The organism is Rhodobacter sp. NSM (genome assembly GCF_052244495.1).
In the GTDB taxonomy this organism is placed as follows: Bacteria; Pseudomonadota; Alphaproteobacteria; order Rhodobacterales; family Rhodobacteraceae; genus Cereibacter_A.
The window spans coordinates 1-15406 of sequence record NZ_JBQPXH010000020.1; the positions used below are offsets into that span (position 1 = coordinate 1).

10 protein-coding genes are annotated in these 15406 nt (G+C 68.2%); 7 read left to right on the forward strand and 3 right to left on the reverse strand.

The genetic code is table 11. The features are described from left to right. The 6 genes from ACTVZP_RS20130 to ACTVZP_RS20155 all read left to right on the forward strand — a co-directional run. A partial coding sequence (locus ACTVZP_RS20130) for a polysaccharide biosynthesis tyrosine autokinase (protein ID WP_443213952.1) occupies positions 1–952 on the forward strand: 952 nt, incomplete at its 5' end. Positions 953–1012: 60 nt separating this feature from the next. Continuing rightward, positions 1013–2440: a mannose-1-phosphate guanylyltransferase/mannose-6-phosphate isomerase gene (locus ACTVZP_RS20135; protein ID WP_443213953.1), complete on the forward strand. Its 1428-nt coding sequence runs from the start codon at positions 1013–1015 to the stop codon at positions 2438–2440. Between the two features lies 1 nt (position 2441). Next, entirely contained in the window at positions 2442–3839 is a 1398-nt protein-coding gene (locus tag ACTVZP_RS20140; RefSeq protein ID WP_443213954.1) for a phosphomannomutase, read from the forward strand. Positions 3840–3963: 124 nt separating this feature from the next. Continuing rightward, positions 3964–4857 (forward strand): UTP--glucose-1-phosphate uridylyltransferase, encoded by an 894-nt coding sequence (locus tag ACTVZP_RS20145; RefSeq protein ID WP_443213955.1) that lies wholly within the window; start codon positions 3964–3966, stop codon positions 4855–4857. A gap of 55 nt (positions 4858–4912) precedes the next feature. Beyond that, positions 4913–6301 carry a UDP-glucose dehydrogenase family protein gene (locus ACTVZP_RS20150; RefSeq protein ID WP_443213956.1) on the forward strand — a complete coding sequence of 463 codons (1389 nt, stop codon included), beginning with the start codon at positions 4913–4915 and terminating at the stop codon, positions 6299–6301. A 129-nt stretch (positions 6302–6430) separates the two neighbouring features. Continuing rightward, positions 6431–7435: an NAD-dependent epimerase/dehydratase family protein gene (locus ACTVZP_RS20155; protein WP_443213957.1), complete on the forward strand. Its 1005-nt coding sequence runs from the start codon at positions 6431–6433 to the stop codon at positions 7433–7435. Positions 7436–7520: 85 nt separating this feature from the next. Here ACTVZP_RS20155 and ACTVZP_RS20160 read toward each other — a convergent pair whose 3' ends face one another. Beyond that, positions 7521–7880, reverse strand: a complete 360-nt coding sequence (locus ACTVZP_RS20160; protein WP_443213958.1) for a helix-turn-helix domain-containing protein — start codon at positions 7878–7880, stop codon at positions 7521–7523. An 829-nt stretch (positions 7881–8709) separates the two neighbouring features. Between ACTVZP_RS20160 and ACTVZP_RS20165 the strand changes: the two genes are divergently transcribed. Continuing rightward, a complete protein-coding gene (locus tag ACTVZP_RS20165; RefSeq protein WP_443213959.1) occupies positions 8710–9939 on the forward strand; it encodes a Fic family protein in 1230 nt (409 codons plus the stop codon). A 243-nt stretch (positions 9940–10182) separates the two neighbouring features. Here the strand turns inward: ACTVZP_RS20165 and ACTVZP_RS20170 are convergent, their stop codons facing one another. Beyond that, positions 10183–10473: a hypothetical protein gene (locus ACTVZP_RS20170; RefSeq protein WP_443213960.1), complete on the reverse strand. Its 291-nt coding sequence runs from the start codon at positions 10471–10473 to the stop codon at positions 10183–10185. Between the two features lie 582 nt (positions 10474–11055). Next, positions 11056–15372 carry a beta strand repeat-containing protein gene (locus tag ACTVZP_RS20175; protein WP_443213961.1) on the reverse strand — a complete coding sequence of 1439 codons (4317 nt, stop codon included), beginning with the start codon at positions 15370–15372 and terminating at the stop codon, positions 11056–11058. Positions 15373–15406: the final 34 nt, after the last annotated feature.

Genomic DNA, 15406 nt, shown 5'->3' on the forward strand with positions numbered 1-15406 from the left:
TGGCAACGTGCGCATCATCGACAGCGCCCGCACCGAGCCCCTCCCGATCGCGCCGCGGCGGGGAAGGGTTCTGGCGCTGGCGCTTCTGCTGGGCGCGCTCGGCGGGGCGGGCTTCGTGCTCGGCCGGCACTGGCTGCGCCGGGGGGTGCGGGGCGCCGAGGAGATCGACCGGATGGGGCTGCCGGTCTTTGCCACCGTGCTCTATGCGCCTTCGGTGGCGCGCGACCGCCGGCAGAAGGGCACCCTGCCGATCCTGGCCATGACCGATCCCGATGCGGTGGCGGTCGAAGGGATCCGGTCGCTCCGGACGAGCCTGCATTTCGGGATGCTGGACGCACAAAGCCGCTCGATCGCCTTCACCTCCTCGGCGCCCGAGGCCGGCAAGTCCTTCCTCGCAGTCAATCTCGCGGTGGTGGCGGCCGATGCCGGCCAGCGGGTCTGTCTCGTCGATGCCGACCTGCGCCGCGGACGGATCCGGCGGTATTTCGGGGTGGGCAAGGAGGAGCCCGGGCTTTCGGACTATCTCGCCGGCGAGGCGGCGCTCGAGGATCTCCTGCGGCCCACGCCGATCCCGGGGCTCAGGGTGATGACCACCGGGCGCTATCCGCCGAACCCGTCCGAGCTTCTGATGCGGCCGGCCCTGTCCGAACTCGTGGCGGAGCTCGACCGCGGCTTCGATCTCACGATCTTCGATGCGCCGCCCGCACTCGCGGTCACCGATCCGGTGGTGATCGGGCGCGCGGTGGGAGCGACCATCGCCGTCGTGCGCCACGACGTCACCACCCTGGGTGAGATCGACGCGCTGATCCGCCAGCTGCAGGGCGCGGGCGTGAAGCCCGCAGGCGCGGTGCTCAACGCCTACAAGCCCGAAGCCGGTCGCGGACCCTATGGCTATGGCTATGGTTACGGCTATGGCTATCAGTACAGCTACCGGCCGCAGGCCGGGGACTAGGTCGCGGATCCGGGTCCGGGCAGCCGGGACCGGAGACACCATCGGCAAGGGTGAGAAACCATGATCACGCAGATCCTGCTGTGCGGCGGCTCGGGCACCCGGCTCTGGCCCCTGTCGCGCAAGGGACATCCGAAACAGTTCGCAGCCATTCTGGGCGCTCGCAGCCTCTTCGCCGCCTCGGCCGAGCGGCTTTCCGGGCCGGACTTCGGCCGGCCGGTGATCGTCACCGGCGCGGACTTCCGCTTCGTCGTGACCGAGCAGCTGGCCGAGGTGGGGATCGAGCCCGGGGCCATCCTGATCGAGCCCGAGCCGCGCAACACCGCGCCCGCCATCCTCGCCGCGGCGCTTCATGTCGCGGCCCGCGATCCGGAGGCGCTGATGCTCGTGGCGCCCTCCGACCATGCGATCGCCGATCCGGCGGCCTTCCGCGCGGCGGTCATGCAGGGGGTGCCGGCGGCGCGCGCAGGCCGCATCGTCACCTTCGGCATTGCCCCCAGCCGCGCCGAGACCGGCTATGGCTGGCTCGAGCTCGAGGAGGGGGTGGAGGGACCCGCGGTCCCGCTCCGGCGCTTCGTCGAGAAGCCCTGTCGCGCGCGTGCCGAGGAGATGCTCGCCGCGGGCCGCTTCCTCTGGAACTCCGGGATCTTCCTCTTCTCGGCCGCCACCATCCTTGCCGCTTTCGAGGAGCATGCGCCGGAGCTTCTCGACCCCGTGCGGGACGCCGTGGAGGCGGCCCAGCCCGATCTCGGCTTCCTGCGTCTCGCCCCGGAGCCCTGGGCCCGGGCCGAGCCGATCTCGATCGACTACGCGGTGATGGAGCGGGCCGCCAATCTCTCCGTCGTTCCCTACGACGGGAGCTGGAACGATCTCGGCGGCTGGGACGCGGTGGCGCTCGAGATGGGGGCGGACGAGCGGGGCGTGAGCCTTGGGGGCGCGGCCACCGCGCTCGACTGCCGCGACACGCTCCTGCGCTCGGACAGCGAGGGGGTCGAGATCGTGGGCATCGGGCTCGAGAACATCATCGCGGTGGCGATGAAGGATGCGGTCCTCGTGGCCGAGCGTGGCCGGGCGCAGGAGGTGAAGGCGGCCGTCGAGGCGCTGAAGGCCAAGGGCGCACGGCAGGCCGAGAATTTCCTCCATGACCGCCGGCCCTGGGGCTTCTTCGAGACGCTGGCCCTGGGCGACCGCTTCCAGGTGAAGCGGATCCTGGTCCATCCCGGCGCTTCGCTCTCGCTCCAGAGCCACGTCCACCGCTCCGAGCACTGGATCGTGGTGCGCGGCACCGCCCGCGTCACGGTCGACAACGAGGTCCGTCTCGTCACCGAGAACCAGTCGGTCTATATTCCGCTCGGCGCCCGCCACCGGATGGAGAACCCGGGCAAGGTGGCGATGGAACTGATCGAAGTGCAGACCGGCAGCTATCTCGGAGAGGACGACATCACCCGCTACGAGGATATCTACGCCCGCGGCCAGGGCGCACGGGGCTGAGATGGCGCCGCGGTTCGGCACGAGCGGCCTTCGGGGCCTGGTGACGGAGCTGACGCCGGATCTGGTTGCGGCCCATGTGGGCGCCTTCCTGCGCGCCTGCCCCCATGGTACCGGGCTTTACATCGGGCGCGACCTGCGGCCCTCCTCGCCCGCGCTTGCCGGGGTCGTGGCGGAAACCGCGCTTCGGGCGGGCGTGCCGGTCACCGATTGCGGGGCGGTGCCGACGCCCGCGCTGGCGCTGGCCGCGATGCGCGCCGGAGCGGGAGCGGTGATGGTGACCGGCAGCCATATCCCGGCCGACCGCAATGGGCTGAAGTTCTACCTGCCCACCGGCGAGATCACCAAGGCCGACGAGGCCGCGATCCTCGCGGCGCTGGACGATTCCTCCCCCCCTGCCCCGGAGCCAGCCCCGCTGATCCGGGACACGACCGCGGGCGCAGCCTGGGTCCGCCGCTATGTCACGGCCTTCGGGGCGGAAGCCCTGGCGGGTCTGCGGGTCGGGGTCTGGAGCCATAGCGCGGTCAGCCGCGATCTGCTGACCGCCGCCCTGCGCGCCCTTGGCTGCGCGGCGGTGGTGGAGCTTGGCCGGTCCGAGGAGTTCATCCCGGTCGATACCGAGGCCGTCCCGGACCGGGCGCGCCGGCAGATCGCGGACTGGATCGCCCAGCACCGCCTCGATGCGCTGGTCTCGACCGACGGCGACGGTGACCGGCCGCTCCTGGCGGATGGGGAGGGGCAGGTCATTCCCGGCGACCTGCTGGGCCAGATCACCGCGGCGGCGGTCGGTGCCGAGGTGGTGGTGACGCCGGTCAGTTCGAACAGCGGCGTCGAGGCGGGCGGGCGCTTCCGGCAGGTGATCCGGACACGGATCGGCTCGCCCTTCGTCATTGCCGGCATGGAGGAGGCCCAGGGCCGCGCGGTGGGCTACGAGGCCAACGGCGGCTTCCTCCTGGGCTTCAAGGCCCGTCTCGCCGGGCCGCTGCCGCCGCTTCCGACCCGCGACAGCCTGCTGCCCGTTCTGGCGCCGCTGTCGCTGGCCCGGTCCGCCGGTGGGCTTGCAGCGCTGGTCGCACGCGAGCCCGCCCGTTTCACCGCCGCCGACCGGCTCGAGGAGGTGCCGTCCGATCCGGCCCGGGCACTGGTGGCCGATCTCGCCGCCCGACCGGAGCGGCTTGCGGCCTTCCTGGCCCCGCTGGGGGAGGCACCGGGAGGCACGGATCTGACCGACGGCCTGCGGGTGAGCTGCGCCTCGGGCCGGATCCTCCATGTCCGCCCGTCCGGCAACGCCCCGGAGCTCCGGCTCTATGTCGAGGCCGAAAGCCCCGACGCGGCCCGGGATCTCCTGGCCCGCGGCCTCGCGGCGCTCGGGCAGGCCCTGGCGGAGATCCGTCAGGCATGATCTGCGGCCGACCTCCGGGATCCGGCCTCTCCCTGCCGGGCGCAGGGTTCGGCCGTCCGATCGCCTTTCCCGGACGCTTCCGGGGTCCGGCCAGCACTTCTGTTCTCAATTTCAAGGGTACTTCATGCAACGCAAGGTGACGAAGGCGATCCTTCCGGTCGCCGGCCTCGGAACACGCTTCCTCCCGGCCACCAAGTCGATCCCGAAGGAGATCCTGACGCTCGTCGACCGTCCGCTGATCCAGTATGCGATCGACGAGGCGCGGGCGGCCGGCATCGAGCAGTTCATCTTCGTCACATCCCGCGGAAAGTCCGCGCTGGAAGATTATTTCGACGAGGCGCCCGAGCTTGAGGAGGCACTGCGCCGGGCGGGCAAGACGGCCCTTCTCGAGGCCCTGGCCGCGACCGACGTGGAGTCGGGGGCGATCGCCTATGTGCGGCAGCACCGGCCCCTGGGCCTCGGCCATGCGGTCCGCTGTGCGCGCCATCTGGTGGGAGACGAGCCCTTCGCGGTGATCCTGACCGACGATGTGATCGCGGGCGAGCCCCCCTGCCTGCAGCAGATGATCGAGGCCCATGCCGAGACCGGCGGGAGCATGATGGCGGCGACGGAGGTGCCGCGGGCGGCGACCTCCTCCTACGGCATTCTCGACGTTGCGGAGGAGACGGGGCCGCTCGTCCGGCTGCGGGGCGTGGTGGAGAAGCCGAACCCCGAGACGGCGCCCTCCACGCTCGCGGTGATCGGGCGTTACATCCTGACCCCGCAGGTAATGGCGCATCTCGACCGGCAAAAGCCGGGTGCGGGGGGCGAGATCCAGCTCACCGACGCGATCGCCGAGGAGATCCGGGCCGGCGGTCCCGTCTACGGGTTCCGCTTCCGCGGCCGCCGGTATGACTGCGGCTCGAAGGCAGGGTTCCTGCAGGCGACGGTGGCCTTCGGGCTCGCACGCCCGGATCTGGGCGAGGAGTTCCGCACCTTCCTCGAGGAGGCGGTCGGCTTCCGCTGCGCGGCCGAATAAGGCCACCGGCCCCGGGTCTTCGGGCAGGACTGTTCCCTTCACAGAGGTTGACGACATGAAGATTGCGATGATCGGCACGGGCTATGTGGGCCTCGTCTCGGGTGTGTGCTTTTCGGACTTCGGACATGAGGTCGTCTGCGTCGACAAGGACCCGGCCAAGATCGCCAGGCTGAAGGATGGCAAGGTTCCGATCTTCGAGCCGGGGCTCGAGGCGCTGATGGCGCGCAACGTGGCGGCGGGGCGGCTCAGCTTCACGCTGGACCTGGCCGAGGCGATGCGGGACGCGGAGGCGGTCTTCATCGCCGTGGGCACGCCCACGCGCCGCGGCGACGGCCATGCGGATCTCACCTACGTCATGGCCGCGGCCGAGGAGATCGCCCATGCGCTCGATCACTACGCGGTGGTGGTCACGAAATCGACCGTGCCCATCGGCACCAACCGCAAGGTGGCAGAGGTCATCCGGCACGCGAACCCCGCCGCAGATTTCGACGTGGCCTCGAACCCCGAATTCCTGCGCGAGGGCGCGGCCATCGACGACTTCATGCGTCCGGACCGCGTCGTGGTGGGCCTGGAGTCCGAGCGCGCGAAGAAGATCATGTCGGACATCTACCGCCCGCTCTTCCTGCGCGACTTCCCCGTCGTCTACACCGGCCTCGAAAGCGCCGAGATGATCAAATACGCGGCCAACGCCTTCCTCGCGACGAAGATCACCTTCATCAACGAGATCGCCGCGCTCTGCGAGCGGGTGGGGGCCGACATCAAGGCAGTCTCGAAGGGCATGGGCCTCGACGGCCGGATCGGCAACAAGTTCCTGCATGCAGGCCCCGGCTACGGCGGATCGTGCTTCCCGAAGGACACCAGGGCGCTGGCGCGGATGGGGCAGGAGCATGCCACGCCGATCCAGATCGTCGAGACCGTCATCAAGGTCAATGATGAAATCAAGCGCCGGATGATCGGAAAGATCGAGGATCTCTGCGAGGGCTCGTGCCGCGGCAAGACGGTGGCGGTCCTGGGCGTGACCTTCAAGCCGAACACTGACGACATGCGGGATGCGCCCTCGCTGACCATCGTGCCGGCCCTGGTCGGGGCAGGTGCGAAGGTGCGTGTCGTCGATCCCGAGGGCCGGCGCGAGGGCGAGCATCTCCTGTCCGGCGTGACCTGGATGGAGGATGTCTACGAGGCCGCCGAGGGGGCCGAGGCGCTGGTGATCCTGACGGAATGGAACGAGTTCCGCGCCCTTGATCTGCAGCGCCTGGCGGGTCTGATGGCCGTGCCGCGGCTTGCGGATCTGCGCAATGTCTACGAGCCGGACGTGGCTCGCGCGGCAGGGTTCACGGCACTCGAGGCGATCGGCCGGAGGCCGGACGCGATGCCGGGCCGTGCTGCGATGCGGCTCATCGAGGAGCCTGCGCGGGAGACGGCCGAACTGCAACCCGGCGAGTGAGCGTGCCCTGCAGAGGAGCGGCCTCGCGCCACGCCGGCTCCTCTCGCCCCCCCGAGCCCGCGCCGAATGAAGAGCCGCCCGGGCTCGCAGGCCCGGGTCCATGCCGCAAAACCACGTGAGGGTCTTTCCATGAGGCGCATCCTCGTCACCGGCACGGCCGGCTTCATCGGCTTCCATCTCGCGCGGCTGCTGCTGGCCGAGGGCTTCCGCGTCCATGGCTACGACGGGATGACCGACTATTACGACGTCGGCCTCAAGCGGCGGCGGCATGCGATGCTGCTGCAGGATCCGAACTTCTCGATGACCGAGGGCATGCTCGAGGACCAGGCGCTCTTCGACCGGGTGGCCGACGACTTCGCGCCCGAGGTGATCGTCCATCTCGCGGCGCAGGCGGGCGTGCGCTACTCGGTCGAGAACCCGCGCGCCTATCTCGATGCGAACGTGATCGGATCCTTCAGCGTGATGGAGGCCGCGCGGCGGCTGAAGGTCGGCCACCTGATGATGGCCTCGACCTCCTCGGTCTATGGCGCGAACGAGGAGATGCCCTTCCGCGAGACCGACAAGGCCGACGGCCAGCTCACGATCTATGCCGCGACCAAGAAGGCCAACGAGAGCATGGGCCATGCCTGGGCCCATCTGCATGGCGTGCCGGTCACCATGTTCCGCTTCTTCACCGTCTACGGGCCCTGGGGGCGGCCCGACCTCGCGCTGTTCCGGTTCGTCGACGCGATCCTCGACGGCCGGCCGATCGACATCTACAACCACGGCGAGATGTGGCGCGACTTCACCTATGTCGACGATCTCGTCCGCGCGATCCGGCTCCTGATCGATGCGGTGCCGGGCGGCCCCGAGACGGCGGTCGAGGAGGACAGCCTCTCGCCCGCAGCCCCGTTCCGCATCGTCAACATCGGCAATTCCGAGAAGGTGCGGCTTCTCGATTTCATCGAGGCGATCGAGGAGAGCCTCGGGCAGACAGCCCTCCGCAACTACATGCCGATGCAACAGGGCGACGTGCCGGCGACCTGGGCCGATGCGGGCCTCCTGCAGCGCCTGACCGGCTACCGCCCGCAGACCGACATCCGCCACGGCATCGCGCGCTTCGTCGCGTGGTATCGCGAGTATTCGGGGAAGTAGGCCCCACGCCGACGTGCGGCTCCTTGAGGATAGAGGACACGAACGGAAAACCCATGCCGTCCATACCCTTCGGCTCTCCGTGAAATCAGGCCGCGACGAATATGCGAACCTTTTCGTTCCGGATGGAGTAGCGCGACCCCTCCTTCCTGGAGGACTTGCTGAAGCCGATCTCCACATCTCGATCGAGCTTCACCATCACCTCGAGGAGCTTCTCGAGCGAAAAGCCCCGGAGCCTGCCGTTCTTGAGCGCGGAAATCTTCGGTTGTGGCAGGCCAAGGAGCGCGGATGCCTGGACCTGCGTCAGGTGGCGATGGCGCAGGATCGAGTTGATCTGGCCAACGATGGCAGCCTTCAGCTTCAGTTCGGGCGCATCGTCGAGACCGAGATCAGCAAAGACATTGCCGCTTCCGACTTCAATCTCCAGCGTGGACTGATCTTCGGTCATTTCTTCTTCCTTTTCTCTTGTCTACTCGCCTCCGCAAGATGCTGTTTCACCTGGCTCAGGCGGGTCTTGATCAAATCGAGATCGGGCTTGGGCGTCCATAGAGCCAGATGATCTTTCGTTCCAAGGTCTCCGCCTTCCCCGCGCCGAATATACCGATATAGGTATAATCTCCGCATGTCAAACTCTCAGCTGGCCGGCAACTGCTCTGCGGGACGCGATTCGGGAACACCCTGATGGGTCGGTTCTTCGCGGCTTCCGAAATTCAGGCACATCTGTCATCTCTCGAGATGGTAGATGCCCCGCCCGTTGTCAGCGCCACGATGCTCGCAGCGGCCGCCCGGCACCCGTTTGAGGCGTTCTTTCCCTTGAAGACCGGGATCGTAAGTCCAGGGCAACATCCAAAGTTGCCGCAGCCTGGATCACCACATCTTTTCAACAAGCCTCCAAGGCGTAAACGCATCGGCTCAGGGGCATGGGGCCTGCACCGCCTGCGCCCCTTCGCGTGTCGGCCGCCGCCCATCTGGACCAGACACCTCACGCGGCGGCTGTCTCGGCGATCTGCTCGGTTGCGAGTTGCGTGAAGCCAGAGGGGCCACCACGTCGCGCAACTGCTGCCCGGTGGCCAGGCGCACTACGATCGAGCACAACATCGCCACCGCCCCAAGGGTGCAGCCCTATCCCGTCGACCGAGCAGGCGTTTCCGGATTGTCGCGGACAGAGGAACCACAAGCCGTACCGAAGATCGGCAGCCATGATCGGCAACTCCTTGCGGAAATTTGCCTTAACCATCAACTGTCACACACTCTTTTCATGGTATAGGATCGGCAACATGATCCTGGAAACACCGGCACGCATCGAGCCCTGCGGCATCGAGGAAGCGATCCCGATCGAGTTGACCGATCTGGTTCTCGAACTCCGCTCTGCGGCGGAAACCCTCGGGCGGAGGCTTCATCCGGACAGCGCGGCCGAGCTGCGTTCCATGACCCGGATCATGAACGCCTATTACTCGAACCTGATCGAAGGTCACAACACCCGCCCGCACGACATTGAAGCCGCCCTGGCCGGCCGCCTCGACACAGTGGAAAACCGGCCCCTGGCCGAAGAAGCCGCCGCGCATGTCCGTGTCCAGGTGTGGATCGACGAGACCTATGCTCGAGGGGAGCTGCCCGAGCCGACGTCGAGTCCATTCATCCGCGACCTGCATCGCCGCTTCTACGAGGCGATGCCCGAAGAGCTGCGCTTCACCGAGCATGACGGCCGGCGCAGGGAGATCGTCCCCGGCGCCTTCCGGGTCGAAGGCGAGGACGTCGCGGTCGGTCGGCACCTGCCGCCATCTGCCCACCGTGTGCCTGCCTTCATGGACCACTTCGTCCTGCGCTACCGCGGCCTGACCCGCGGCGCTACCGGCCGGATCCTGTCCATTCCCGCAGCCCATCACCGGCTGAACTACATTCATCCGTTTCTCGACGGAAACGGCCGGGTGAGCAGGCTCATGTCCCACGCAATGTGCCAGGTCGCAGGGATCGGCGGGCATGGACTCTGGTCCATCAGCCGCGGCCTCGCCAGAGGGCTGGCAGATCCGGCCGAATACAAGGAACGCATGGACGCGGCCGACCAGCCGCGCCGGGGCGACCGCGACGGTCGCGGAAACCTGTCGCTCAGCACCCTGACGTCCTTCACCGGATGGTTTCTGACCGTCATGCTGGATCAGATCCGGTTTACCGAAGCAATGTTCGACCTAGGCATGCTGCGGGATCGCTACACGCGGCTGATCACGGATCTTTATCCGGGCAAGGACCGCCTGCCCCGGCTGATCGTACATGTCTTGCGCCATGGAGAAATGGCGCGGGGGGACGCACGTTTCGTGACCGGCGCTTCGGAACGCAGCACGAGCGGCGACCTCGGCGAGTTGACGCGCGGCGGCTTCCTGAAATCCGCAACACCGAAGGGGCCCGTGCGCATCGCCTTTCCGCTGGACTACCGGGAGCGGCTCTTCCCGAACCTCTTCACGGATGCTGCACCTGTCGTACCTGCGCCTCCGGCCCCGCCGGTGCTCTGACAGCCCGCCGTTCAGCCAGCTCCGGCAGGCTGGGTCGTCCGCCCCGCACGGCGAGAGGGGCGCGACTTGTCTCGAGGCGATAGAGGAGATCCTCGGGCGGCGCTCTCCGCAAGAACATGCCGATGCAGCTCGGCGATGCACCTGCGACCCGGGCCATGCGGAGCTCCTGCAGCGTCTGGCCGGCTGCCGTGCGCAGACCCGACGGCCCCTCCGGCGTGACCGGTTCGTGACGCACCGTACGGATTACGACCCGGAGGTCACTGCCCGCGACTGCCGCCGACGCGCAGGACGAACCCCATCGGTCTTGCCTTGCCAGACGATGTTGTAGCCTTCGGGGTGAAGCGACCGGTCGGTGCAGTGCGCAACACGATGCTCCGGCACGCCCTTCTTCTCCGGAAGCCCGTGCTTGTGTCGCACACCGCATGGGCATTCGAAAATGCCCAGCGGGCTGGGGTTGTAGTAATTGGCTGTCACTTCATAGAGCGGCAGATACTCGGCCATCAGGTTCGTTCCTTCAATTTCCAGGACGAGCATAGGAGAGGGTCCTCTGCCGGCCAAGTCTGCGAACCTCGCCGTCCACAGGGTTGATCGCAGGCTTTGTCCGGGCAGGGGTTGATGCGCCCGAGGCATGGCAGATGAAAGCTGCGACGTCAGCCTACGCACCTGAGGCGCGGCCCTGCACCAGGTCAGGACGGCATTGCGGTTGAACTCACTTGCCGGGTCGAGGGCAACTGGTCCGGCGCATCGCCGAGGCTGGAAGAACAGAGCGAGAGCTGGAGAATGATCGCGATCCTGAGGGGCCGCATCGAGCCCTGCGGCATGGAGGACGCAATCCTGACCGAACTGACCGATCTGGTTCGAGGCCGGGCTCCCGCCCGGGGTTGGCCATCATCCGCGCCTTCCGGAAGCGGAGCGGGAAGCCGACGAGGCGGCTGTGGCTCCGGCGATGCGGGAGTTCGATTATGCATGAATTGCTGACCCGAAGCGGCGGATGCCCCGGGCGATGACGAGCATGTATTCGGAAATCATCCTGCGTGGAGAGTACGGAACATGCAGAGAGCCGGCCGAGGTGATCGGCCGGCTCCGGGATATGCCTGCGTCCGCAGGTAACGTCCGTCAGGCGAACAGGAAATCGTCCGACGTCAGGGTATCGGTGCCGAACACGTTCGCGATCAGCACCTCTTCCTGCGCCCCTTGACCGTCAGCGTCGAAATAGAGCGTGCCCATGTCCGCATCGAAGCGCAGATAGTCCTCGAAGACCCCGTCCGGGCTGGGGATGAAGGTGAAGGCCGAGGGCAGCAGCGCGATCCGGTCGATCCCGTACTCGAAGTCGATGATCGTCTCGACGTTGTCACTCGCAGGGGCCGTGTTGAAGAGGAAGACGTCCTCTCCCGCGCCGCCCACGAAGGTATCGTTGCCGAGCGCGCCGAAGAGCAGGTCGTTGCCGTCACCACCCATCAGCAGGTCGTTGCCGTCACCGCCGCCGATCTGGTCGTTTCCGGCGCCGCCTATCAGCAGGTCGTTCCCCGCGTTGCCCAGCAGGTAGTCGTTGCCTTCGCCACCTCGGACCCGGTCGTCTCCGGCGCCGCCGCGGATCCGGTCGTCTCCGGCGTCACCCATCAGCAGGTCGTCGCCCGCGTCACCCCGCAGATAGTCGTCGCCCTCGCCGCCCCTCAGCGTATCGTGGCCCCCGTAGCCGAAGAGCGTGTCGTTGCCCGCAGCTCCGTTCAGCGTATTGGCGAGGAGATCGCCGGTCAGCTGGTCGTCATGGTCCGAGCCGAGCAGGTTTTCGATCCCAAAGAAGCTGTCGCCCTCTGCATCTCCACCCTGACCGGTGCCGAGCAAGAGGTCGGCATTCACGCCATCGGCCGAGCCCGCGTAGCTGGCCGTGTCCTGGCCGTACGCACCGATCAGCCGGTCCGCCCCGGCGCCGCCCACGAGCATGTCGTTGCCCAAACCGCCGCGCAACTCGTCGTTGCCCGAACCGCCCTGGAGCAGGTCGGCCCCGGTGTTGCCATGCAGGTAGTCGTCGCCCTCGCCGCCAAGAAGCGTGTCGTGGCCTTCGTTGCCGAAGAGCGTGTCGTTGCCTGCGCCGCCGTCCAGTTCGTTGGCGATCGCATTGCCGGTCAGCCGGTCGGCATGGTCTGAACCGAGCAGGTTCTCGATGCCCGAAAGCTGGTCGCCCTCGGCATCGCCGCCCGCGGCGGTCCCGGCCGCGAGATCGACCTGCACCCCGGCATCCGAACCCGCATAGCTCGCAAGGTCACTGCCCAGGCCACCTTCGATCACGTCGGCGCCGGCGCCGCCGATCAGCGTATCCGCACCAAGTTCCCCGCGGATGATGTCGCCCATCACCCCGCCCGAGAGGAGGTCGTCCCCGTCGGTGCCTTCCAGCAGGTCGCGGTTGTCGACGCCCAGGATGGTGACCGTGGCCGTGGCCTCGACCCCGTTCACCTCGTAGGTGAAGCTGTCCTCGGCGGTCTGGCCGAGGGGCAGGTATTCGAACTGACCGTTGGGATCATAGGCGAAGGTGCCGTCGGCCTGCACCGTCAGCAGCGCGCCGCTGGCGAGCGTGATCTGGCTGCCCACGGCAAGCGCACTGCCGTTCACCGCCGTGACGAGAAGCGTGTCGTCCACGTCGGAGTCGACGCCCTGGCCGTTGTCGGCGAAGAGATCGCCCGAGAGCGGAGTGACATCGGAGACGAGGAAGGCATCGTCGGCCGCCACCGCCGCGTCGTCGACCGCCGTGACGGCGAGCGTCACGCTGGTGCCCGCGGTCAGCGCGCCGCCGCTGCCGCTGTTGCCGCCGTCGTTAATGCCGACGGTCAGAGTGGCATCCGTGGTTGCGTTGGCGGCCGGGGTGAAGGCGACCTCGCTCGCCGCGATGAAGGCGTTGATCGCCGCCACCGCGCCGCTCAGCGTGAGCGCGCCCGTGCCCGAACCCGAGACCGTGACGCCCGATCCGCTCGTCGCGGCCAGCAGCCCGGCATCGACCGAGAGAGTCGCGGTCACGTCGCTCGAGCCCGCGTCCACGTCGGCGAAGCTGATGCCGGTCACGGCGGTCGTGGTGTCCTCGGTCACCGCGAGGCTCGCCGGGGCCGAGACGGTCGGGGCGTCGTTCACCGCCGTGACGGCAAGCGTCACGCTGGTGCTGGCGGTCAGCGCGCCGCCGCTGCCGCTGTTGCCGCCGTCGTTGATGCCGACGCTCAGGGTTGCATCCGCCGTGGCATTGGCGGCCGGGGTGAAGGCCACCTCGCTCGCCGCGATGAAGGCATTGATCGCGGCCACCGTGCCGCTCAGCGTGAGCGCGCCCGTGCCCGAACCCAGGACCGTCACGCCCGACCCGCTCGTCGCGGCCAGCAGCCCGGCATCGACCGAGAGGGTCGCGGTCACGTCGCTCGAGCCCGCGTCCACGTCGGCGAAGCTGATGCCGGTCACGGCGGTCGTGGTGTCCTCGGTCACCGCGAGGCTCGCCGGGGCCGAGACGGTCGGGGCGTCGTTCACCGCCGTGACGGCGAGCGTCACGCTGGTGATGGCGGTCAGCGGGCCGCCGCTGCCACTGTTGCCGCCGTCGTTGATGCCGACGGTCAGGGTGGCATCCGTGGTTGCGTTGGCGGCCGGGGTGAAGGCCACCTCGCTCGCCGCAATGAAGGCGTTGATCGCGGCCACCGTGCCGCTCAGCATGAGAGCGTTCGTGCCCGAGCCCAGGACCGTCACGCCCGACCCGCTCGCCGCAGCGAGCATCCCGGCATCGACCGAGAGGATCGCGGTCACGTCGCTCGAGCCCGCATCCACATCGGCGAAGCTGATGCCGGTCACGGCGGTCGTGCTGTCCTCGGTCACCGCGAGGCTCGCCGGGGCCAAGACCGTCGGCGCGTCGTTCACCGCCGTGACGGCGAGCGTCACGCTGGTGCTGGCGGTCAGCGCGCCGCCGCCGCTGTTGCCGCCGTCGTTGATGCCGACGCTCAGGGTCGCGTCCGTGGTCGCGTTGGCGGCCGGGGTGAAGGCCACCCCGCTCGCCGCGATGAAGGCGTTGATCGCCGCCACCGTGCCGCTCAGCGTGAGCACGCCCGTGCCCGAACCCAGGACGGTCACGCCCGATCCGCTCGCCGCAGCGAGCATCCCGGCATCGACCGAGAGGATCGCGGTCACGTCGCTCGAGCCCGCATCCACGTCGGCGAAGCTGATGCCGGTCACGGCGGTCGCCGTGTCCTCGGTCACCGAAAGGCTCGCCGGGGCCGAGACGGTCGGCGCGTCGTTCACCGGGATGACGGCGAGCGTCACGCTGGTGCCCGCGGTCAGCACGCCGCCGCTGCCGCTGTTGCCGCCGTCGTCGATGCCGATGCTCAGGGTTACGTCCGTCGTGGCATTGGCGTCCGGGGTGAAGGCCACCTCGCTCGCCGCGATGAAGGCGTTGATCGCGGCCACCGTGCCGCTCAGCGTGAGCACACCCGTGCCCGAGCCCAGGACCGTCACGCCCGCCCCGCTCGCCGCGGCGAGCATCCCGGCATCGACCGAGAGGGTCGCGGTCACGTCGCTCGAGTCCGCATCCACGTCGGCGAAGCTGATGCCGGTCAGGGCGGTCGCCGCGTCCTCGGTCACCGAAAGGCTCGCCGGGGCCGAGACGGTCGGCGCGTCGTTCACCGGGGTGATCGTGAAGGAGAAGCTGCTGTCGGTCATGGCCGACCCGTCCGACAGGGTGAAGCCGAAGCCGTCCGTCGTGCTCTCGCCGCCATCGTTCAGGTAGAGCAGGCGGTCTGCATCGATGTCGGCCTGGGTGAAGGTTTCACCAAGCCCCCGCGTCTCGCCGATGTCGATCTGGCCGTTGTTGTTGGCATCGACGAAGAGCGTGCCGTGCGACGTGCCCGAGGTGATCGTGTAGACGAGGCCGGCGGTTTCGGTCGCGTCGTCGGTCGCACCGAGTTCGGTCGCCAGGATCGTGTCGAGGCCACCCTCGGCCAGGATCGAGCCGGTGTTGGTCGCGACGACCGGGGCCTCGTTCGGATCGGCGAAGGAGAGGGCGACCGTCTGGCTCATCGCGACCAAAGACCCAGAACCGAAAAAGAAGAAGCCCCCCGAGGCCGTGCCGGCCTGGGTGTCGTAGCTGGGGAGGATGGTTTCGCTGAGGCCCGAGATAGAGTAGCCGGTCTCGCTCGCCCCGACCACCGAACCGGCGCTTTCGTCGGAAAGGCTGCTGAGGGTGAAGGTCAGGTTGCCAGCTTGCTGGATGCCGATGAAGCTGACGTCGAAGCCCGCGTCGGTGACATCGACCGTGATCGTGCCGTCGAGCATGTCGTTGGAGATCTGAGAGTTGACGACCTCAGCCGCGCCGTCATCCACGACGAAGCTGGTCGTCAGCAGATCGACGTTGTCGAGCCCGTCCGTGAAGTTCACGACGAGCGTGACGGTTTCGCCGGTGAGATATGTAGCCATTGTCTGCCCCCTGAAATGATCAGGGCGAGAAATG